Annotated in this window: 17 protein-coding genes; 5 read left to right on the forward strand and 12 right to left on the reverse strand. The window is 69.3% G+C overall.

From position 1 onward, the window contains the following. Window positions 1–96: 96 nt before the first annotated feature. The 9 genes from OHT21_RS42415 to OHT21_RS42455 form a co-directional block, all read right to left on the reverse strand. On the reverse strand, window positions 97–1,470 hold the full coding sequence (locus OHT21_RS42415) for a trypsin-like serine protease (protein ID WP_328773562.1): 1,374 nt from the start codon (window positions 1,468–1,470) through the stop codon (window positions 97–99). 319 nt (window positions 1,471–1,789) lie between these two features. Next, window positions 1,790–2,410, reverse strand: a complete 621-nt coding sequence (locus OHT21_RS42420) for an L-threonylcarbamoyladenylate synthase (RefSeq protein ID WP_033319247.1) — start codon at window positions 2,408–2,410, stop codon at window positions 1,790–1,792. A gap of 102 nt (window positions 2,411–2,512) precedes the next feature. Continuing rightward, window positions 2,513–3,127 carry a lytic polysaccharide monooxygenase auxiliary activity family 9 protein gene (locus OHT21_RS42425; RefSeq protein ID WP_328773563.1) on the reverse strand — a complete coding sequence of 205 codons (615 nt, stop codon included), beginning with the start codon at window positions 3,125–3,127 and terminating at the stop codon, window positions 2,513–2,515. Between the two features lie 232 nt (window positions 3,128–3,359). After that, window positions 3,360–4,247, reverse strand: a complete 888-nt coding sequence (locus OHT21_RS42430; protein WP_328773564.1) for an ABC transporter ATP-binding protein — start codon at window positions 4,245–4,247, stop codon at window positions 3,360–3,362. Continuing rightward, entirely contained in the window at window positions 4,244–5,263 is a 1,020-nt protein-coding gene (locus OHT21_RS42435) for an ABC transporter ATP-binding protein (RefSeq protein ID WP_328773565.1), read from the reverse strand. The genes OHT21_RS42430 and OHT21_RS42435 overlap by 4 nt, the downstream gene beginning before the upstream one ends. Before the next feature lie 6 nt (window positions 5,264–5,269). Further along, window positions 5,270–6,124, reverse strand: a complete 855-nt coding sequence (locus OHT21_RS42440) for an ABC transporter permease (protein WP_328773566.1) — start codon at window positions 6,122–6,124, stop codon at window positions 5,270–5,272. Further along, window positions 6,121–7,071, reverse strand: coding sequence for an ABC transporter permease (locus OHT21_RS42445; RefSeq protein WP_328773567.1), 951 nt, complete (start codon window positions 7,069–7,071; stop codon window positions 6,121–6,123). The genes OHT21_RS42440 and OHT21_RS42445 overlap by 4 nt, the downstream gene beginning before the upstream one ends. A gap of 4 nt (window positions 7,072–7,075) precedes the next feature. Continuing rightward, window positions 7,076–8,722, reverse strand: coding sequence for an ABC transporter substrate-binding protein (locus OHT21_RS42450; RefSeq protein ID WP_328773568.1), 1,647 nt, complete (start codon window positions 8,720–8,722; stop codon window positions 7,076–7,078). An 86-nt stretch (window positions 8,723–8,808) separates the two neighbouring features. Beyond that, on the reverse strand, window positions 8,809–9,981 hold the full coding sequence (locus OHT21_RS42455) for a C45 family peptidase (protein ID WP_328773569.1): 1,173 nt from the start codon (window positions 9,979–9,981) through the stop codon (window positions 8,809–8,811). Between the two features lie 179 nt (window positions 9,982–10,160). Between OHT21_RS42455 and OHT21_RS42460 the strand changes: the two genes are divergently transcribed. Continuing rightward, window positions 10,161–11,063 (forward strand): MurR/RpiR family transcriptional regulator, encoded by a 903-nt coding sequence (locus OHT21_RS42460; RefSeq protein WP_328773570.1) that lies wholly within the window; start codon window positions 10,161–10,163, stop codon window positions 11,061–11,063. Window positions 11,064–11,251: 188 nt separating this feature from the next. Here OHT21_RS42460 and OHT21_RS42465 read toward each other — a convergent pair whose 3' ends face one another. Continuing rightward, window positions 11,252–11,986: a FadR/GntR family transcriptional regulator gene (locus OHT21_RS42465; RefSeq protein WP_328773571.1), complete on the reverse strand. Its 735-nt coding sequence runs from the start codon at window positions 11,984–11,986 to the stop codon at window positions 11,252–11,254. A 239-nt stretch (window positions 11,987–12,225) separates the two neighbouring features. Here OHT21_RS42465 and OHT21_RS42470 point away from each other — a divergent pair, with 239 nt between their 5' ends. The 4 genes from OHT21_RS42470 (at window position 12,226) to OHT21_RS42485 (ending at window position 16,724) form a co-directional block, all read left to right on the forward strand. Beyond that, entirely contained in the window at window positions 12,226–13,467 is a 1,242-nt protein-coding gene (locus OHT21_RS42470) for an aminotransferase class V-fold PLP-dependent enzyme (protein ID WP_328773572.1), read from the forward strand. 73 nt (window positions 13,468–13,540) lie between these two features. After that, entirely contained in the window at window positions 13,541–14,845 is a 1,305-nt protein-coding gene (locus tag OHT21_RS42475) for an ABC transporter substrate-binding protein (protein WP_328773573.1), read from the forward strand. Window positions 14,846–14,850: 5 nt separating this feature from the next. Further along, window positions 14,851–15,891 (forward strand): carbohydrate ABC transporter permease, encoded by a 1,041-nt coding sequence (locus OHT21_RS42480; RefSeq protein ID WP_443050574.1) that lies wholly within the window; start codon window positions 14,851–14,853, stop codon window positions 15,889–15,891. Beyond that, window positions 15,888–16,724 (forward strand): carbohydrate ABC transporter permease, encoded by an 837-nt coding sequence (locus OHT21_RS42485; RefSeq protein ID WP_328773575.1) that lies wholly within the window; start codon window positions 15,888–15,890, stop codon window positions 16,722–16,724. The genes OHT21_RS42480 and OHT21_RS42485 overlap by 4 nt, the downstream gene beginning before the upstream one ends. A 125-nt stretch (window positions 16,725–16,849) precedes the next feature. Here the strand turns inward: OHT21_RS42485 and OHT21_RS42490 are convergent, their stop codons facing one another. Both OHT21_RS42490 and OHT21_RS42495 read right to left on the reverse strand, forming a co-directional pair. Further along, window positions 16,850–17,461 (reverse strand): TetR/AcrR family transcriptional regulator, encoded by a 612-nt coding sequence (locus tag OHT21_RS42490; RefSeq protein ID WP_328773576.1) that lies wholly within the window; start codon window positions 17,459–17,461, stop codon window positions 16,850–16,852. 135 nt (window positions 17,462–17,596) lie between these two features. Beyond that, on the reverse strand, window positions 17,597–19,660 hold the full coding sequence (locus OHT21_RS42495) for a discoidin domain-containing protein (protein ID WP_328773577.1): 2,064 nt from the start codon (window positions 19,658–19,660) through the stop codon (window positions 17,597–17,599). Window positions 19,661–19,737: the final 77 nt, after the last annotated feature.

A 19,737-nucleotide genomic window follows, 5' to 3' on the forward strand; every position in this document is an offset into this window, starting at 1 on the left:
ATGGGGGTCCCCCCGCTCGAGCGAAGCCGAGAGTGGGGGAGGGTGGGCACACCCTGCAGCGGAGGGCGCCTCGCGCCGCACGCCCCTGATCAACCGTCAGCGGCGCTGCCACAGAGCCGGAGTGCCCGCGGGCTGCCACGGCGTCTGCGCCTGATGCGCCTGAAGGCACTCGTAGGTGACGCCGCCGTAGGTCACCGTGCTACCGACGCCGTAGACCTGGCCCGGGGCCCAGGTGCCGCCGGCCGGCTCCTGAGGGGCGCCGCCCGGAGCGGCCGTACCGCTCGTGCTGGTCGTCAGGACGAGTCCGTACGCCTGGAGCAGCGGGTTGATCGGCTGGTAGTAGGTCGTTCCTCCGGTCGTGCAGTCTCCGGAGCCGCCGGACAGGACACCTTGCGCCTGGGTGCTCGCGACGACGGGGCCGCCGGAGTCGCCCGACTCGGCGCATACCGTCGTCTCGGTCACACCGTGGATGGTGCCCTCGTCGTAGCTGACGCTGGTGTCGTGCTGCTCGATCCTTCCGCAGCGCCAGCCGCTGGTGGAGCCGGACCGGCAGACCGCGGCGCCGACCAGGGCCTGCACGGAGCCGTTGATCTGGAGGTTGTTTCCTCCCGCGGCCTTGATGTTGGGGGTCGCCGTCCAGTCGTTGTTGACCCGCACCCAGGCCATGTCGCGGCCCGGGAACGTGGAGGCTCTGAAGGTTCCCTGGTCGACCCGGTTGTAGCCGGCGGTCCTGTTGCCCGGTCTCCCGCAGTGGCCCGCGGTGGCGAAGCCCTGCTCCTGGCCCGAGGTGACGGAGAAGCCGACGGAGCAGCGGGCCTGCTCGTCGAGGTTGTGGAACGCGTCGCCGCCCCGGATGTCGTACAGGGCATGCGGCCGGTTCGCCGACACCTTGACTCGCACGAGCTTCCGGTCGACTCCGGAAGCGGCGACCAGCGCGTTCCCGGCGGACCGGCTGGTCGCCTGCACCGTCACCCGGTTCGCCCGGATGTCGACGTACCGGACGGGTGTGCCGAGGCCGTCGGGACGGGCCGCGGCGTCCAACTTCGCCCTGACGGCCCTGAGTTCGGCCAGTGCGTTCTTGGCGACCGCGGCCTTGGCGCCGCCGGCCTCGATGACCGGGACGTCCGCGACGTCGGTGGTGGCGACGGTGAGGTCGGCGGAGGTCGCGCCGTGCAGCCAGGCGCCCGCGAAGCGCTCGCCCAGAGCGTTCTGGAGCCGGCCTGCGCGCGTGCCGGCCTCCGCCTCGTTCACCAGCCGCGTCCTGGCCTGCGCCTCGGTCAGGCCCAGATCGCGCCGCAGCGCGCGCAGTACGTCGGCCGACGGCTGGTGCGCGCCCAGCGTCTCGGCGGCGGAGGTCGCGGTCGTCGGTACGGGGGGCTCGGCGGCGACGGCCGCGGGCGGCCCCGCCAGCACGAGTGCGCCGAGTACGGTCAGGGCCACGCAGCCTGCTCCGGCGGATCGATGGACCATCAGGATCTCTCCTCGGGTTCGACGATGAAAGGGCCTCGAACCCGTAGGTTTTGCCGCAAGCAGGGCAAATGATGTGCAGGCCTTCGCCTCTTCAGCCGAACAGGGAAGGAGAGTTACGCGACGCAGCCGCACGGTCCTGGAGGCCAGGTCGTCGAAGGCCTCCTCGATGTCGAAGACCTAGCCCACGTGGGCGTCACCCGCCAGGACCATCAGGTTCTGGACCCCGGGCGACGTCGCCCCGGTCGGCACCCGCTCGCGCAGCACCGCACCCCTCGTGCCGGCCAGCGCGGAAGCCCCGGCTCGCCCATAGGGCGGCGCGTCACTCGAAGCGCGCCGTGTCGCCCGCTCCCTTGCGTACGATCTCGGCCTCGCCGCCCGAGAAGTCGATGACCGTGGTCGGTTCGGTGCCGCAGTCCCCGGAGTCGACCACCGCGTCCACGACGTGGTCGAGGCGTTCCTTGATCTCCCAGCCCACGGTCATGGGCTCTTCCTCGTCCGGCAGCAGCAGGGTGCTGGAGAGCAGCGGCTCGCCCAGTTCGGCGAGCAGGGCCTGGGCGACGGTGTGATCGGGGATACGGACGCCGACCGTCTTCTTCTTCGGGTGCAGCATCCTGCGCGGCACGTCCTTCGTCGCGGGCAGGATGAAGGTGTAACTGCCGGGCGTGGAGGCCTTGATGGCGCGGAACACGTCCTTGTCGATATGTACGAACTGGCCCAGCTGCGCGAAGTTCTGGCAGACGAGCGTGAAGTGGTGCCGGTCGTCGAGCTGCCGGATGGACCGGATCCGGTCGATGCCGTCACGGCTGCCGAGCTGGCAGCCCAGCGCGAAACAGGAGTCCGTCGGATAGACGACCAGGGCGCCTGAGCGGATGCTCTCGGCCACCTGGCCGATGGTGCGCTGCTGGGGATTGTCGGGGTGCACGTCGAAGTACTTGGCCATCTGCCGAGCTTATGCGCTTGTCCGCTGAAGCTCGCGCAGACCGGTGTCCCGCCGGACGCGCTGCGTCCGCTACGTCCGGCGGGACGGCGGGACGGGGATGTGTCAGCGGAAGTTCACGTCACTGCACAGGAAGTACGTCTGGTCCATGTGCGAGGCCTGCCAGATCGTGTAGACGACATGGCGGCCGGTGAGACCCGAGGTGCTCACGTCGATCGAGTAGTTCTGGCTCGGGGCGTACCTGCCGGTCCGGGCGACCAGTTGGAGGTCGCCCCAGGTCAGGGGCTGGGTGGTGGGGTCGAAGCCCTGGCGGGTGACGTAGACCAGGAAGTAGTCCGCGCCATGGCTGGCCTGGTCGTACAGCTTGACGGTGAAGTCGCTGCCGATGTCCGTGGTCTTCCAGGCGCCCACGGTGTCCAGGGAGTTGTAGCGGCCGCCCTCGGTCCGGCCGCCGCTGCACAGCTGACCGTCGGGGACGTGCGCCTGGAAGTCGCCGGCGGAGCCGTTGCGGTACAGGCCGTTCCAGTTCCACATGGCGTTCGGATCGTCCTGCCAGGCCTGCCAGCACATCGGGTCTTCCTGCGCCATGTCCGGGTTCTGGAAGTCGTCGCCCCAGCGGTCCCAGCAGCCGTAGTTACGGGACGCCGGGTCGATGACGGAACCGTGGGCCACGGCGGTGCCGCTCCAGGGGATCAGGCAGAGCAGGGCCGCGGTGACCATGCTCAGGACGAGAGTTGCCCGAGGTCGGACCGATAACTTGGTGCGATCATGACAATCGGACACGGGTCTCCTTCTTTCCGATTCTTTCCGAGATGGTGAATTCCGGTATGGGAGCGCTCCCGCATCCTCCAGATTCTTCCTCGGGCCACAGGGCCGCAACGCACGATCGCGCCACTTCCAGGCCCACTTCCACGTCCTGGATGGCGCGTTCGATGCGTTCGACGTACGACGGTCAGTCCTTCCGCGTCGCTCCGGCGAGTTCGCCGCGCAGCCGTACCGTCTCGGCGGGATCCCAGCCCTCGCGTGGCACGGAGGAGAGCAGGAGCCGGGTGTACGGGTCCGCCGGAGCGTCCAGGACGCGGGCCGTCGGGCCGGTCTCGACCGTGCGGCCGCGGCGCATCACCAGCGTGTCGTCGGTGATGTGCCGTACGACGGCCAGGTCGTGGCTGACGAAGACCAGGGCCACCCCGGTCTCCCGGCGGATATCGGCGAGAAGCTGGAGGATCTGCGCCTGGATCGACACGTCCAGCGCCGCCACCGCCTCGTCCAGAACCAGCACCTGAGGATCCACGGCCAGCGCACGGGCGATGGCCAGCCGCTGACGCTGCCCGCCCGACAGCCCGCATGGCCGGGCATCGGCCTCGCGCTTGCCCAGGCCCACCTGATCGAGCAGTTCGCCGACCCGCGTCACGGCGGCCTCACCCTCGTACCGGCCGTGCAGCCGCAAGGCGCCGTGCAGGCACTGACGCGCTGTCAGGCGGGGGTCCAGGGAGACATACGGATCCTGGAAGACGATCTGGATCTCGCGGGCACGGCGCAGACGTGCCGTTCTGCCCCCGCCCGGCCGCCTCCGCCCGGGCCCGGGCAGCTTTCCGCCGCGTTCCCGGGGTGTCCGCTCCCGCCCGTTCACGGCGATCGTTCCCGCGTCCGGCCGTACGAGGCCCACCAGCATCCGGGCCACCGTGGTCTTTCCGGAGCCGGACTCGCCGACGACGCCCAGCGAGCAGCCGGCCGCCACGGAGAACGAGACGTCGTCCACGGCCGCCGTACGGCCGCCGCCCGGGAGCGGATAGCTCTTGCACAGGCCCCGTACGACGAGTGCGGGTTCGGCCTTGGTCATGCGCTGCTCCTCGCTGCGAGTTCCAGACGGCGGCAGGCGGCCGACCCGCCGTCCACGGATTCACTGTCCGCCGGTCCGCCGTCGCCGCCGAACGGCACCGTCACCGGCGTCCAGCTCTCGCACTCCTCCTCGGCGCGCGGGCAGCGCGGGGCGAACGGGCAGCCGGTGAAGGTGTCGGACAGGGACGGCGGGCGGCCGGGGATGGGGCGCAGTTCGCGCTTGTCGCCCAGCGAGGGCGAGCAGTCCAGCAGACCGCGGGTGTAGGGATGCCGGGGGTCGGCGAACAGTCCGCGGGCGGGCTGGTGTTCCACCACGCGGCCCGCGTACATCACGTACACGCGGTCGCAGTAGGCGGCGGCGAGCGGCAGATCGTGCGTGATGAACAGGGTGCCGAGGCCGCTGCCGGCCTGCCGCCGCTCCTCCTGGATGCCGCGCAGCAGGGCCAGCACCTCCGCCTGGGTGGTCGCGTCCAGCGCGCTCGTCGCCTCGTCGGCGAGCAGGAGGCCGGGGTCCGTGGCGAGCGCGGCGGCGATCACGACCCGTTGCAGCATGCCGCCGGACAGCTCGTGCGGGCGCTGCCGCATCCGGCGCTCCGGATCGGGCAGCCCCACGGCGGCCAGCAGCTCCACGGCCTTCGCCGCCGCCTTGCGCTTCGGCAGCCCCAGGACGCGTACGAGCGGCTCGGTGAGGAAGTCGCCGATCCTGCGGACCGGGTTCATCGCCGAGCGGGGGTCCTGGAAGACCATGGAGACGGTACGGGACCGGTGGGCGCGCAGGCGGCCGGGTTCCATGGCGAGTACGTCCTCGCCGTCCACCCGCACGGCGCCGGAGACCGACGCTCCCGCGGGCAGCATTCCCAGCACCGCCCGCGCCGTGGTCGACTTCCCGGAGCCCGACTCGCCGACCAGGCCGACCACTTCGCTCCGGCCGACGGTCAGCGACACCTCGGCGAGCAGGGGCCGGGCGGCGGCCCCGGAGGGCAGCCGGAGGGTGAGATTCTCGATGTCCAGCAGCATGGACGGTTACCTTCCTTGGCCCAGCCGGTCCGAGACCCAGACCCCGACGATGTTGAAGGCCACCACCACGGCGGCGATGGCCGTGCCCGGTACGAGGGCCGGCAGCAGCGCTCCCTGCACCACGGCGTCCTGGCCCTCCTGCACCATCAATCCCCAGTCGATACTGGGCGATCCGGCGCCGAAGCCCAGATAGCTGAGCGTGGCCAGGCTCATCAGTCCCTCGCCGAACAGCACCACGAGGTAGCCGACGAGCGCACCGGACAGATTGGGCACGAGATGACGTACGCAGATCCGCGCCCCGCCCATGCCCTGGACCCGATAGGCGTCGATGTAGGGCTTGGACCGCTCGGACAGGGCGAGACTGCGGGTGTACCGGGCGATGGTGGGCGCGTACGCGAGCCCCATGGCGACGACGGAGGTGGTGAGGCCGTCGCCGAACACCGCGATCACCAGGACGACGAACAGCAGGCCCGGGAAGGCGTACATCACATCCGTCACCCGTGACAACAGGGTGTCCACCCAGCCGCCGTACCAGGCGGCGACCGTGCCCATGGTGATGCCGAGCAGGGCGGCCAGCGCGAGCAGGGCCAGGGGAGCGAGCAGGCTCGAGCGGGCTCCGTACAGCACCCGGGAGAGCAGGTCCTGTCCCGAGGTGTCGGTGCCCAGCAGGTGGTCGGGGCTCGTCCCGGCGAGTGAGGCGGACAGGTCGACGGCGTCGGGTGCGTACGGCGCGAGCAGGGGTGCGAACAAGGCCGCCACCACGACCAGGGCGAGGAAGCCGCCCGCCAGCATCACCGGTACCGGCCGCCGGGCCCGCACTTTGACCGGGAGCAGTGCCCCGGCTGCTGTCAGAGTCGTCATGCGGCCTTCCCTCCGAGCGAGACCCGGGGGTCGATCAGCGGATGGACGAGGTCGACCAGCGTCGTGACGACGACATAGCCGATGACCATCAGCAGCAGCACCGCCTGCGTGACGGGGAAGTCGTGCGTGGTGATCGCGCTCACCAGCAGCGAGCCGACGCCGCTGAGGCCGAAGGCGGTCTCGACGACCACCGTTCCGGCGAGCATGCCCGCCATGACGAGGCCGCACATGGTGACGATCGGGCCGAGCGCGTTGCGCAGCACATGCCGCAGGACGATCTCACGCTCCGTCAGACCGGCGGCGCGGGCGGCCTCCACATGATCGGAGGCGTACGCCTCGGCCATCGCCTGCCGGGTCACCCGGCTGATCACCGCGAGCGCCCCCAGTGCCAGCGCGAAGGCCGGGAGTGTCAGATGGTGCAGTCGGCCGGCGAATCCCTCGCCCTGGCCGGTCACCGGGAACCAGCCGAGCTGCACACCGAACAGCGAGACCAGCGCGATCGCGGCGACGAACGAGGGGATGGACGCGGCGAGGGTGGTGCCCCCGACGACCGCCGAGTCCACCCAGCCGCGGCGCAGCGCCGCAAGGACCCCGGAGCCGACGCCCAGGACCACGAAGAACACCGTGGCGTAGGCGACGAGTTCGAGGGTGGTCGGCAGTCGGGCCCCGATCAGGTCCGCCACCTGGTCGCGGTACTGGAACGACCGGCCCAGGTCGCCCTGCGCGCTCTCCCACAGCCATCGCCCGTACTGGACGACGAGCGGCTCGTCGAGGTGGTACTCGGCGCGGACCGCCGCGAGCTTCTCGGGAGTGAGTTCCTGCCTGCTGCCGGCGAGCAGGACGGCGGGGTCGCCCGGAGCCGCGTAGACGGCGGAGAAGATGACGAACGAGGCGGCGAGCAGCGTCGCGAGCAGGCCGGCGATCCGGCGCGGCAGTCCGCGCAGCATGGCGTCAGCCCTTCGTTCCGAGGTCGGCGGCCCAGGGGTAGTACAGCGACACCATGGACGCGGGCGGGCCGGTGTACTTCTCGCCGAGCACCAGCACCGACGGCACCTGCACCAGGGGAATCCACACGGCGGCGTCGGCGAACTTCGACTGCGCCTCGATGACGAGCTTCGCCCGCTCCTTGTCGTCGATCGTCTGCTGGGCCTTCTTGACGAGGGCGTCGTAGCCGCTGTCCGCGTAGCCGAGCCAGTTGTTGGCGCTGCCGGACATGCCGTTGTCGTAGAAGCCCACCGGGTCGGCCTTGGAGATGTACCAGTCGACCGCGATCAGGTCGAAGCCCTCCCGCGCCTTCGGGTCGGCGAAGAACTCGTCGTACTGACTCGGCGGCACGGTCTTCACAGTCACCTCGAGACCGATCTTCTGGGCCGCGCCGCGCACCGCGTTGGTGATGACCGTCTGGCTCTCGCCGCCGTCACTGGCCACGACGATCGGCTGCGCGGGCGCCCCGGCCTCCTCGACCAGCCTCTTGGCCTCGTCGATGTCGTCGGACGACGGCGACGCCGCGTACGCGGTCGACTTCTCCAGGTCCGTCTGCGCCTTCTGGAATGCGGCCTTTTCGTAACCCCATGCGCCGGGGCCGACGGGCGTCGCCCAGGGCTGGGCGAGTCCGCTGAATCCGGACTTGGCGATGCCCTCACGGTCCAGCGCCAGCGAGAGCGCCTTGCGCAGCCGGGTGTCCTTCAGCGCGCCGCTGTCGGTGGGGCTCAGCGACCAGGCGGTGGTGCTCTGCCCGTAGTAGGCGCGTACGCCCTTCTTCTCGGCCAGTACGGCGGCCGGACCCGTCGCGGTCAGATACGAGCCGTCGGCGGCGCCGGTGGAGACGGCGTTGACCAGCGCGCTGCCGGTCGCCCAGCGGAAGAGGACGTTCTTCGTCAGCGCCGGGCTGCTGTCGTCCCAGTAGTCCTCGTACCGCTCGATGGCGATGGAGGACCCGGAGTCCCAGCTCTTCAGCCGGTACGGTCCCGTGCAGGCGTCCGGCTGCCCAGGGGTGCCATAGTCGTCGCCCTGCTTCTCCACCGTCTCGCGGTCCATGATGATCCCGGCGTCGCCGGCCAGCGCCTTCATGAACAGGGCGCTGGGCTCCTTGAAGGTGACGGTGACCTCGGATGCGCCGGTCTTGGTGATCTCGTCGACGTCCTCGTACTCGTCCGACTCCGACATCTCCGGCTGCGCGTGCCGCTGCAGGCTCCACACCACGTCGTCGGCCGTCATGGGGGAGCCGTCGTGGAAGGTGACGCCGTCGCGGAGGGTGAGGACGAGCGTCCTGTCGTCGGTGTACTCGGCCTTCGACGCGAGCTGCGGCTGGGTGGTGAGGTCGGGCTGGAGCTGGAACAGCCGCTCGCAGACGTTGGCCAGCACCGTCCGTCCGCTGGTGGTGCCCTGCCGGTCCAGGTCCAGCGAACCGGGCTCCTGCTCCACCAGCCAGTTCACCGAGGCGGCCTCGCCGGACGCCTTGGCTGTGGTGTTGGTGAGCTTGAGTTCGGCGGCGTCGGCGGTCGCGCCGCCCGTCCCGGTGGAGGCGCCGGAGCATCCCGCGGTGAACAGCAGTGCTCCCGCGAGGCCGGCTGCGGCGGTACAGAGCTTGGTTCTCATAGCAGGCTCTTCCTGGTGGTTCGAGGGGTGAGGAGGCGGCGTCAGCGCGGTGGGGGAGCGTTATGCGTCGCGGGGTTGAGGGTGCGTCAGTTCGGTGCGTGCGGGCCGTCGTAGAGGTTCCAGGGCAGGTACTGGTACTCGTGGTCGCAGGGGGTGCCCGGGGTTACGTGGTAGTCGCCGGTGGTCAGGTCCACGCAGGAGGACAGCAGCGTCGTCCACCGCTTGACCTCCGCCTGGCGCGGATCGGGATGGGTGCACAGGCCCTCGGGGTGACCGAGGTGGTCGGACATGGCCTGGCGGATCAGCTTGCGGGAGTCGTCGGGGGCGGTGGCTGTACGCAGTTGGCGCAGTCCGGCCTCGGCGCGGGGGACGCGGATCAGTGAATCGGAGGACGCGGGGCGGTAGCTGGCGGCGAGCTGGACGGGTACGTCGGCCTGGTAGTGGTTGCCGTGCACGAGCAGGCCGTCGGCCGGATACAGCCAGCCGTGCGCGCCGGGGGTGGTCTCCAGGTCGACGGCGAAGCCTTCGCGGCAGGTCAGCAGGGCGTTGCTGGCGATATGGCCGCGGGTGCGGCACAGCACCTCGACTGCCTCGCTGATCGACTCGCTGTCCAGGACGCGGCGGCGGATCACGGTCTGGGGGAGGCCCACGGCGTCGTCGAAACGGCCGCCGAGACCGTTGGCGTTGAGGGCGATACCCGCGGAGTTGGCGCCCTGGCGGCCGATCTGGCCCGCCTCGACCTGCATGATCACCGTGGGGCGCGGAGGCTGGACGATCCGCAGCATCACGAGGGTGTCCGCGGTGCCCGCCCGCCAGTCCCAGTTCTGGCCGCAGTACACGTGCCCGTCACCGCTGGCCTCGCCCATGACAGCGAAGGACGTACAGCCGTCGGCCGTGCCCTTCTCTTCCACGGCGTCCTCCGTGGAGTCGTCCCGGCCGCGCATCCTGGCGAAGGTCTCGTCGTAGATGATCTCGCCCCGGGCGTTCAACGCGAGCACGTCCAGCAGCCCGACCCCGGCGCCCTCGGCGATCCCGCTCATCTCCTCGACGAGATCGGGGGCGTACGCGCGCACCGGCTCCAGCCAGCGCTCGGCCCGCGCGGTGACCTGCTCCCAGGTGAGCCCCGACGACTGGCCGAAGGCTTCCTGGTAGTAGGCGAGCGCGGCGCCGAGTCTGCCGCGCACGGCCTCGCCGTACTGACGGCCGCGCTCGACGGGCGTACCGGAGATCTCGACGATCGGGATGGCGCTGGCTGTCATGCCTCTCCTGTGCTCTGCGACTGACGCTCTGGGCTGTCGTTCTGGGACTGTGCTCTGCGACGTGAGTGATCCAAGGGCCCGGGCCCACGGCGGCCTGTAATGTGCGTTTCAGGATCCGGAGCTTCTGAAATGATGGCACCAGGTTAGTAATGGACGCTACGAGGAAGTCAATAGCTGTAATGAGCGAAACAGAAGACGTAACCGGAGCGACACGACTCCACGCCACGATTCGCGACCTGTGGGGGGAGTTGTCCGCCTCCGAGCGCGTGGTGGCCCAGTACCTGGCGAGCACGCCGCCGGAGCACCTGCTGTTCGCCAGCGCGCAGGAGCTGGGCACGGCGAGCGGCACCAGCAACGCCACCGTCGTACGGGCCCTGCAGCGCCTCGGCTACACCGGACTGCCCGCGCTCAAGCGGGAACTCGCCGCCGACTTCACCTCCGCGACCGCCCCCGAGGAGCGGCTCAAGCAGCGCATCGCCCATGTCGGCCACGACCTGGAGCAGATCAAGGACCGCGTCTTCGACGAGGCAGCCGAGCGTCTCGAACAGTGCCGCAGGCTGCTGGAGACGGACGTATTCAAGCAGGCGGTCCAGATTCTGGCCGACGCGCGCGAAGTGGTCGCGTACGGCGTCGGCGCCTCCGAACTCGCCGCCCGCCACCTGGTGTTGAAGCTGCGCCGGGCCGGCCGTCGGGCACGCTTCGTCGGCGCCACCGGCTTCACGATGGCCGACGAACTGCTGGACCTCGGCCGCGGCGACGCCGTGGTGATCCTCCAACCCGGCAGACTGCTACGGGAGTTCACCGTCCTCACCGAGCGGGCCCGGGCGGTAGGCGCGAGCGTCCTACTCGTCACCGACGAACCCACCAGCCCCCTCGCCGCCCGCGCCGACGTGGTGATCAGCGCGCCCCACACCCCGACTGGCATCACCGCCGAGTCCCTGACCGGCACGGTCATCATGGACACCCTCGTCCTGGCCCTCGCCTCACTGGACGAACACCGGGCCGTCGAGACCTCCCACCAACTCACCGTCCTGCGCGGCCAGTTGCTCGACCCCACCGAGCCACGGCCGCGCAAGAACTGACGTCGAACTCACGCGAATCGGAACCGCCCATGCATCAAGCACCGCCGCCCGCCTGGCCGGGCGGCGCACATTGCGCCGCCATGCTCAGCTTCGACCTGGACGGCCCCACCCTGTGGCTCGACCGCGTTGTCGCGTCGATCGCCCCGTGATGGGCGCCGCGAGGTACGCCTGCCGACGGCCGAGTGCCATCAGCTCAGGGCGCCGTCAGCCTCGCCGCTCTTCTCCCGGCCCCGGGCGCCCTCCTCCACCGGAGGCATGAAGGCACGCAGCCACCGCTCCGTCTGGGTGACGTGGGCCTCGGCCGCGCCCGCGGCGGAGCCAGGGTCGCGGTCGGCGATCGCGGTGGCCAGTACGCGGTGGTCCGCGTCGCTCTTGCGCCGCAGCTCGGGGCCCTCGGGGAGGGTGAAGACCTGGTACTTGCGGGAGCGGGCGCGGAAGACCGCGAGCAGGGAGGCGAGGGTGGGGTTTTCGGCGGCCCGGGCGATCTCCGCGTGGAAGCGGTGGTCGAGCTCCGAGGCCTCGGCGGGGTCGTCGGTGGCCTCCATGGCCTCGATGAGCGAGAAGAGCGTCCGCACGGTCTCGGGGGTTCGGCGCGCGGCGGCCTTGGCCGCGACATGAGCCTCCAGGACCCGCCGGATCTCGTACACCTCCAACAGGCCGGGCAGCGGCAGAAGTTCGAGGGTCAGCGAAAGGCTGCCGATGATGTCCTCCGGCCTGAGCTGGGAGACGTAGGTACCCGAGCCGTGCCGCGGCTCGACCACTCCCAGGGCCGCGAGCATCCGCACGGCCTCACGCAACGATCCCCGCGAGACGCCGAGTTCCTCGCCGAGCTCGGCCTCGGGCGGAATGCGCTCGCCCGCACCGAGACGTCCCGTCGCGATCATGTGTCGTAGGCCGTGGAACGCCTTGTCGACTGCGGACATTCGACTCCTCCCTGACGGGCCGGCGGCATCACCGAAGCCCTCGTGCACTGTACCGAGTCATCCCGAGTCATCAGATGTCTTGTATGTATCGGCCAGGATTCATCTGATGACTTTCCCTTGCATTGGCCTTGCAGGCGCGAAAATGCCATGCCAGGATGCCGAGTCATCATACGTCTCTGGAAGAAATTCAGACACTGTCTGATGTCTCGGGCACTCAGGCCGGGCAGATATGGAGTGATGTGAGCGAGACCGAGGTCACCACCGCCCCGCGCCCCCTCCTGCTGGCCGACGGCCGACCCGCCGCCCGGGCGTGGTCGCTGGACCCCGCGATGAAGCACCTGAACCATGGCTCGTTCGGGGCGGTCCCCTCGGTGGCGCAGGAGCGGCAGAACCAGCTGCGTGCGGAAATGGAGCGCTCCCCGGTGGTGTGGTTCCCGGCGCTGCCGCAGCGGATCGCCGCCACCCGGGTCGAACTCGCCGCCTTCCTGCGGGTCGCCCCGGACGACCTCGCCCTGGTGCCGAACGCGAGTGCCGGTGCCAGCGTCGTGTTCGCCGGCCTCTCCCGCCGCCGCGGTGGCGAGATCGTCGTCACCGATCACGGCTACGGGGCTGTGACCATGGGCGCCGAGCGGTTGGCACGCCGCTGGGGCGGCCGGGTCCGCACCGCCCGGGTGCCGCTGGACGCGGACGAGGAGCAGGCGTACGAGGCCGTGGCCGCCGAGATCGGCGAGGCCACAGATCTGGTCGTCCTCGACCACATCACCTCGGCGACCGCACGCCGGATGCCGGTGGAGCGGATCGGCGCGGAGGCCCGGCGGCGCGACATCCCGCTTCTCGTCGACGGCGCCCATGCCCCCGGTCTGATCGCCGCCCCCCTCGACGGTGTCACGTGCGACTTCTGGGCCGGAAACCTGCACAAGTGGGGCTGCGCACCGCGCGGCACCGCCGCGCTGGTCGCCCGCGGCCCGCGGCGCGAGCAGCTCTACCCCCTGATCGACTCGTGGGGCGTCGCCGATCCGTATCCCGACCGCTTCGACCAGCAGGGAACCGTGGACCTCACCAGCTATCTGGCGGCGCCGACGGCTCTGGACCTCATCGAGCGCACCTGGGGCTGGGGGACCGCCCGCCAGTACATGGACGACCTGGTCGGCTACGCCGAGCGCGTCGTCGGCGCCGCCTTCGCCGAGCTCACCGGCGAACCCAGCGCCGTCGACGTGGGCATGCCGGTGCCCGGAATGCGTCTGGTGCGGCTGCCGGCGGGGCTGGGCGCCAGCCGCGTCGAGGCCGACGCGCTGCGCGACCGGGCCGCCCGGGAGCTGGGCGTGGAGACGGCCTTCACCAGCTTCGGCGGCACCGGTTACCTGCGGCTGTCCGCGCACGTCTACAACACCGCCGCCGACTACGAGTACTTCGCCGAGGACTGCGTCCCCGTCCTTTGCGAGTGGGCCCGCGCGGCCCGCGAACACCCCGCCGCGCCGTAGCGGCGCGGCACCGCGAAACCCCCGCCCCGAAGCCGCCGCCGGCGCGGCCGCATCCAAGGAAGAGGTCGGCACGATGAGAAGAAGGACGGTAGCTCTCGCCCTCGGCACAGTCGCCACGATGATACTGACTGGCTGCTCCGCCATGAGCGGCGATGGTGGTGGCGGAACGGTCACCCTCAACATGGTCGAGAGCCTGACGAACCCCGCCCGCACGGATCTGCTGAAGGACCTCATAGCGGACTTCGAACAGCAGAACCCCAAGATCAAGGTCAATCTGGTCTCGCCGCCCACCGAGCAGGCCGACCAGAAGATCCAGCAGATGCTCCAGTCCGGCAGTGGCGTGGACACCCTCGAAGTGCGGGACACCACCGTGGGCCCGTGGTCGAACAACGGCTGGCTCTACGACATGAAGAAGGACCTCACCGGCTGGAAGGGCTGGGAGGCCATGACGGAGAACGCCGTCAAGGCCTCCCAGGACGCCGACGGCGAGACCTACTTCGTCCCGTACGGCTTCTACGGCCTGAGCGTCTTCTACCGCACCGACCTGATCAAGGAGGCCGGCTTCAGCGCGCCGCCGGCCACCTGGGACGAGCTGCTGAAGCAGGCCTCCGCCATCCACGACCCGGGGAAGCGCCGCTACGGGTATGCCTTCCGCGGCGGGGCCAACGCCAACGGCAACGCCACCGCCGTCATCGAGGCGTACGTCGCCGACGAGATCGACCCCGCCAACGGCTTCAAGCTGAAGGACGGCAGCACGATCTTCTCCGTGCCCGAAGCCCTCGACGCCATGGAGACCTACCTCAAGCTCTTCAAGCAGGCGTCCCCGAAGTCGTCCGTGTCCTGGGGCTATCCGGAGATGGTCGAGGGCTTCGCCAACGGCTCCACGGCCTTCCTGCTCCAGGATCCCGAAGTGATCGCCACCGTCTCGGAGTCCAAGGCGATCGCGAAGGACCAGTGGGACACCGCCCCGCTGGTGGCAGGCCCCAGCGGCAAGACCGTCCAGCCGCTGGCCACCGCGGGATGGGGCGTCGCGGACGGCAGCAAGAACAAGGCCGAGGCCGTCAAGCTGGTCGAGTTCCTCTCCGAGGGCGAGGCGTCGACGACCTTCACCAAGAAGAACAGCCTGGTGCCGATCCTCAAGTCGGCCACCGAGGATCCGTTCTACAAGACCGGCCCCTGGTCCAGTTACGTCACCATGACGGAGCAGCCGGAGAAGTACCTCAACGTCAGTCAGCCGCGCGGCGTCGCCTGGTGGACCGAGTGGCAGCAGAAGGCCGACGCCGACGTGCAGAAGATGGTGCTCGGCAAGCTGACGCCCAAGGCGCTGCTGGCCGGCTGGGACGCGTACTGGACCGAGAAGTGGCAGCAGGAGGGCTAGGCAAAATGCCGTCCGCGTCCGAAACGACGAGTTCGAGTACGAGTACAAGTGCGACGGAAACGGTGAAAACGGCGTCGGCGGGCTCCTCCCGGAACCGGAAGAGGGGAGGCCCGCCCGCCCGAGGCACCGAACGGGGCCGCCGCAAGCCGGAGTTCACCTCCCGGCGCGGGCTGCTCATCGCCGCCTTCATGGCCCCGGCCGCGATCTTCGTGGCGGTCTTCACGTACTACCCGATGATCGCCGGCAGCCAGATGGCCTTCCGCAACTGGAATCTGACGGACCTGAGCGACACCTCCTGGGTGGGCCTGAAGAACTTCCGTGACGTCTTCGCCGACCCCGCCTGGGGCACCGTCCTCACCAACACCGCCGTGTGGGTGTTCGGTTCGATCGTGCCCCAGTTGGTGATCGGCTTCGCCCTCGCCCTGTGGCTGCGCCGGAAGTTCCGCTTCCGGGGCCTCTACCAGGCGCTGGTCTTCTTCCCCTGGGCGATCTCCGGATTCCTCATCGGCATCCTGTTCCGCTGGCTGTTCAACAGCGAGTTCGGCGTCGTCAACGACCTGCTCCAGAAGGCCGGGCTGATCGACGAGCCGGTCGCCTGGCTGGCCGACCCGAAGACCGCGATGTTCGCCGTCGTGGTCGCCAACGTCTGGTACGGGGTCACCTTCTTCACGATCATGATCCTGGCCGCGCTGCAGTCCGTCCCCGAGGAGCTGTACGAGGCGGCGGCGCTCGACGGAGCCGGCAAGGTGCGCACGCTGTTCCAGATCACGATCCCGTACATCAGGGTCACCCTCGCGCTGACCGTGCTGCTGCGGGTCATCTGGATCTTCAACTTCCCCGACCTGATCTTCGGAATGACCGGCGGCGGACCCAACAACGAGACGCACATCGTGACCACCTGGATGATCAAGATCACCCAGCAGGGCGACTACGGCAGGGCCTCCGCGCTCGGCCTCATCGTGGTCGCCACGCTGCTGGTGTTCGCGGTCTTCTTCCTCCTGGCCACGCGCGAGAAGCGGGACGACAAGCGAGAGGTGAAGCCGTGATCGGCAAGGAGTCCACGGCCGGCCGGGCCACCAAGTTCACCGTCCTGGGGCTGTGGCTGGTCTTCACCGTCTTCCCGCTCTACTGGATCACCATCACGTCGCTGAAGGCACCCGGCGACATCTTCACCTTCCCGATCGCCTACTGGCCCGAGCGCTTCTCGCTGGAGAACTACAGCGGGCTGTTCGGCAAGGCCGACTTCGGCGTCTACCTCACCAACAGCCTCATCGTGGCGACCGTCGCGGGCGCGGTCGCCACGGCGATCTCGATGCTGTCGGCGTACGTACTGGCCCGCTTCGAGTTCCGTACCAAGTCCGCCCTGCTGATGGCCGCCCTGGTCACCCAGATGATCCCGACCTTCATCGCGCTGGGACCGCTGTACCTGCTGATGACCGATCTCAAGCTGGTCGACAACCGGCTCGGGCTGATCCTCGTCTACATCGCCGTCTGCATCCCGTTCTGCACGGTGATGCTCCGCGGCTTCTTCGAGAACATCCCCGACGCGCTGGAGGAGGCCGCCATGATCGACGGCCTGTCCCGGTTCGGGGCGCTGTTCCGGGTGCTGCTGCCGGTGATGCGTCCCGGGATCGTGGCCGCGTTCATCTTCAACTTCGTCAACTGCTGGAACGAACTCTTCCTGTCCGTGACGCTGATGAACAGCGACACCAACAAGACCGTCCCCACGGCCCTGAACGGATTCATCTCCAGCTTCAACATCGACTGGGGCTCCATGTCCGCGGCGGCGGTCCTCACCATCCTGCCCACGATGCTGCTGTTCGCCTTCGCCAGCCGCCACATCGTCCAAGGGCTCACGTCCGGCGCGGTGAAGGGCTGAGAGAGGCGGCGCGCAGCCGGTGGTCGGCTGCAACAACTGGTACTACGCCTTATCAGGGGAGGATCAGGGGTGCCCGCTCCCCGACCGGCTCCGCGGCTCTACCAGCCAGGGGCGGAGCCTGGCGTTCAGGTCGTCGCGGGTGCCTCGTCCCGGACGAGACCGGCGACGTGGTCGGTGATCGTGTCGAGAATGTCCGCCCAGGCCGCGTCATCGCCGAGGACGAGGAAGTTCAGAGTCAGGCCGTCGGTCATGGCGGCCAGATAGCGGGCCAACACGGGGACGGGTACGCGGAGTTCGAAGTTCATGCTGTGCCGGAGCTGTTCGATGAGTTCGGCGTAGGTGTCGGAGTACAGCTCGTACTGCCGTCGTGCCAGATGCTCGAACCCGGGTTGGCGCAGGGCGTACTGAGTCAGTTCATACGTGAGCATGTGCTCGCCCGGATTGGCGGACACATGGTCCCAGTAGGCCTGGAAGCCGGCCCCGATGGTCTCCCGCAGGGTGGCTTTCGGCCGGATCGCTTCCTTCACCACCGTGACGTAATGACCGGTGATCGTCTCGATGACGGACTCGATCAAGGCCTGCTTGGAGTCGAAGCAGTAGTGGAAGACGCTCAGTGACACGCCCGCCTCGGCGGCGATGGACCGGGTCGTCGTCCGGGGGACACCGTCTCGGGTCATCGCACGGATCGCCGCCTCGGTGAGCTGTCGGCGCCGCTCGGCCGACGGCATCCGTGCCATGTGGAATCCCTTTGCTCTCGTGTCTCGGCTCTTGTGTCTCGGCTCTTGTGTTCCGCCGGGGAAAGCGGCCCGCGGCCGGCCGGATCAGGCGAGCTGATCCGGCCGGCCGCGGCCCTGGACACCGACTCGGTGCCGTCACTTGCTGTAGACGCCGACTTCGCGGAGGGAGTATCCCCATTCGGTGCCCCGCTCGAGCCCTTGGACGCGCACATAGCGGGCCGGCACGCCGCTGAACCGGGCCGTGTCCAGGCCGCCGTCGCCGGCGGTGGTGGACCATACGGACTGCCAGTTCGTGCCGTCGGTGGAGAGCTGGATGCGGTACGCCTTCCCGTAGGCACGCTCCCAGTCGAGGGTGACGCGCTTGACGAGGGTCGCGGACCCGAGGTCGAGCCGGAGCCACTGGTCGCCGCTCCAGTCGCTCGCCCAGCGGGTGTTCGGCTTGCCGTCCACGGCCCTGGAGGGTGCGTAACTCGTGAACGGGTTCGACTCCGAGGAACTGGCCGAGGCGGTCGAGCCCGAGGCGAGATTGACCCCGGCCTTGTGGTCCTCGGACGCTCCCCAGGTGCCGAGATAGGACTCGGCGCCCCGCAGGAGGTCGTCCACGACGTCCTGGCCGCCGACCTTCCGGATGTCCTCGATCCAGTCCGGGATCATGCCGGCGTGGGCGCCGCCGTCGGTGTTGTAGTCCCAAGTGCGTTCGCCGGTGGTCTGTTTGGCGATGACGGAGCCGCCGTCGACGCTCTTGAAGGGGTACGTGACCGGGTTCGAGGTGTCCGCGCCGCGCGGGGCGGGATGGTCTCCGATGCCGTTGAAGTCGGTGCCGTAGCCGTAGCCCACGCCGTACTTCTCGCGCAGCGCGTCCGTGCGCTTCGCCTCCGCGCTGAACTCCTCGGAGCCGTGCATGTACTGGGCGACGAAGCCGCCGAGGGAGTAGACCCGCTCGGTCCAGTTGAGGTCCATCCAGCTGTGCGAGGACAGGACACCCGGGTACTGCTCGGCCTCGAAGATGTCGAGCACCCGGCCGGTGGCCTTGACGCTCATGTGGTCGATCTCGAGCATCATCTTGCGTTTCATCATGCCGCGCACGGCGTACTCGCCGAGACCGGTGAGACCGCGGACGTTGCACTGTGCGTCCTCGTCGTACTCCGGGACCTCCACGCCGTCCGGGAGGTCCTCCTCGGCGTCGGACGCCTCGGGCTCCCCGATGGGGTTGTCCTTCTGCGGGCCGGTGCACTTCTCCGTCTGCCAGAAGGTGCCCGTCGACAGGAACTGGCCGACGTTGATGGCCGTACCGAGCCCGTGCTCGTCGAAGCGGACCCCGCACAGCGCGTTGTCGAACTTGTGGCACAGGAACATGCTGCGCACGCCCAGGTCGTACAGCTCGTCGAGGCCCTTGTCGATGTCCTCCTTGTCGCACTGCGCGATGTCGAGGACCTGCTTGCAGCCGAACGGCTCGGAGGTCTCGACGCCCAGGATGACGGCGAGCTTGCCCTGCTCGATGACCTCGCGGGCTTGCGCGCTGTCGGTGACGATCCGGAACCAGCCCTTGCCGGTGCCGCCGTACATCTTGTCGATGTGGTCCTGCATGTCGTACGTCAGCTTCGCCTGGAGCCGGATCGAGGTCATCTCGTCGCAACTGCGGTCCTTGAAGGGGTAGACCGAGCAGATCATGCCGTTGGTGACGAGGTCGTTGACGAGGACCCGCTGACCGCCGCGCCAGGCGCGCTCGATCCAGGCGTAGTAGTTCGCCTGATGGGTCATTGAGTCGTACGCCGGCCAGTCCTTGAACGTCGGCCAGCCGACCGGGTCGTGCTTGCCGTCACCGCCGTGGGTGATGTAGTCGAAGATCGCGAGCGAGCCGTCGGGATAGTGCTCGGGACAGTCCTTGAGCGCGTCGGCGATCCCTTTCTCGGAGAAGGGCTTGCCGCAGATGAGCCGGCCGCCGAAGGCCTCGTTGGAGAACAGGTGGTTGTGCGCGTCGACGAGACCCCGTACCTCCCCCTGGGAGTCGGTTCCCTTGAAGGGCTCGCCCGTGACATTGATCTGGGAGTCCGGCGCGGGCCGCGCGACCGGGTTCCACCAGTCCGTCTCGGCCGCGGAACTGGACGTGGGGCCGAGCGTCATGGTCATCACGATGAAGAGCAGCGAGAGAAGCGTGATGGGGGTACGCCTGCGGTGTGGCTGTCGAGTCATGGTCATCACTCACGTCTCCGGTCGGCGGATGGCGCTGTCGATGAGCCAGACAGATGGTTATGGGCATGACTAGATCAATGCCT

It is taken from the genome of Streptomyces sp. NBC_00286, assembly GCF_036173125.1.
Taxonomy (GTDB): domain Bacteria; phylum Actinomycetota; class Actinomycetes; order Streptomycetales; family Streptomycetaceae; genus Streptomyces.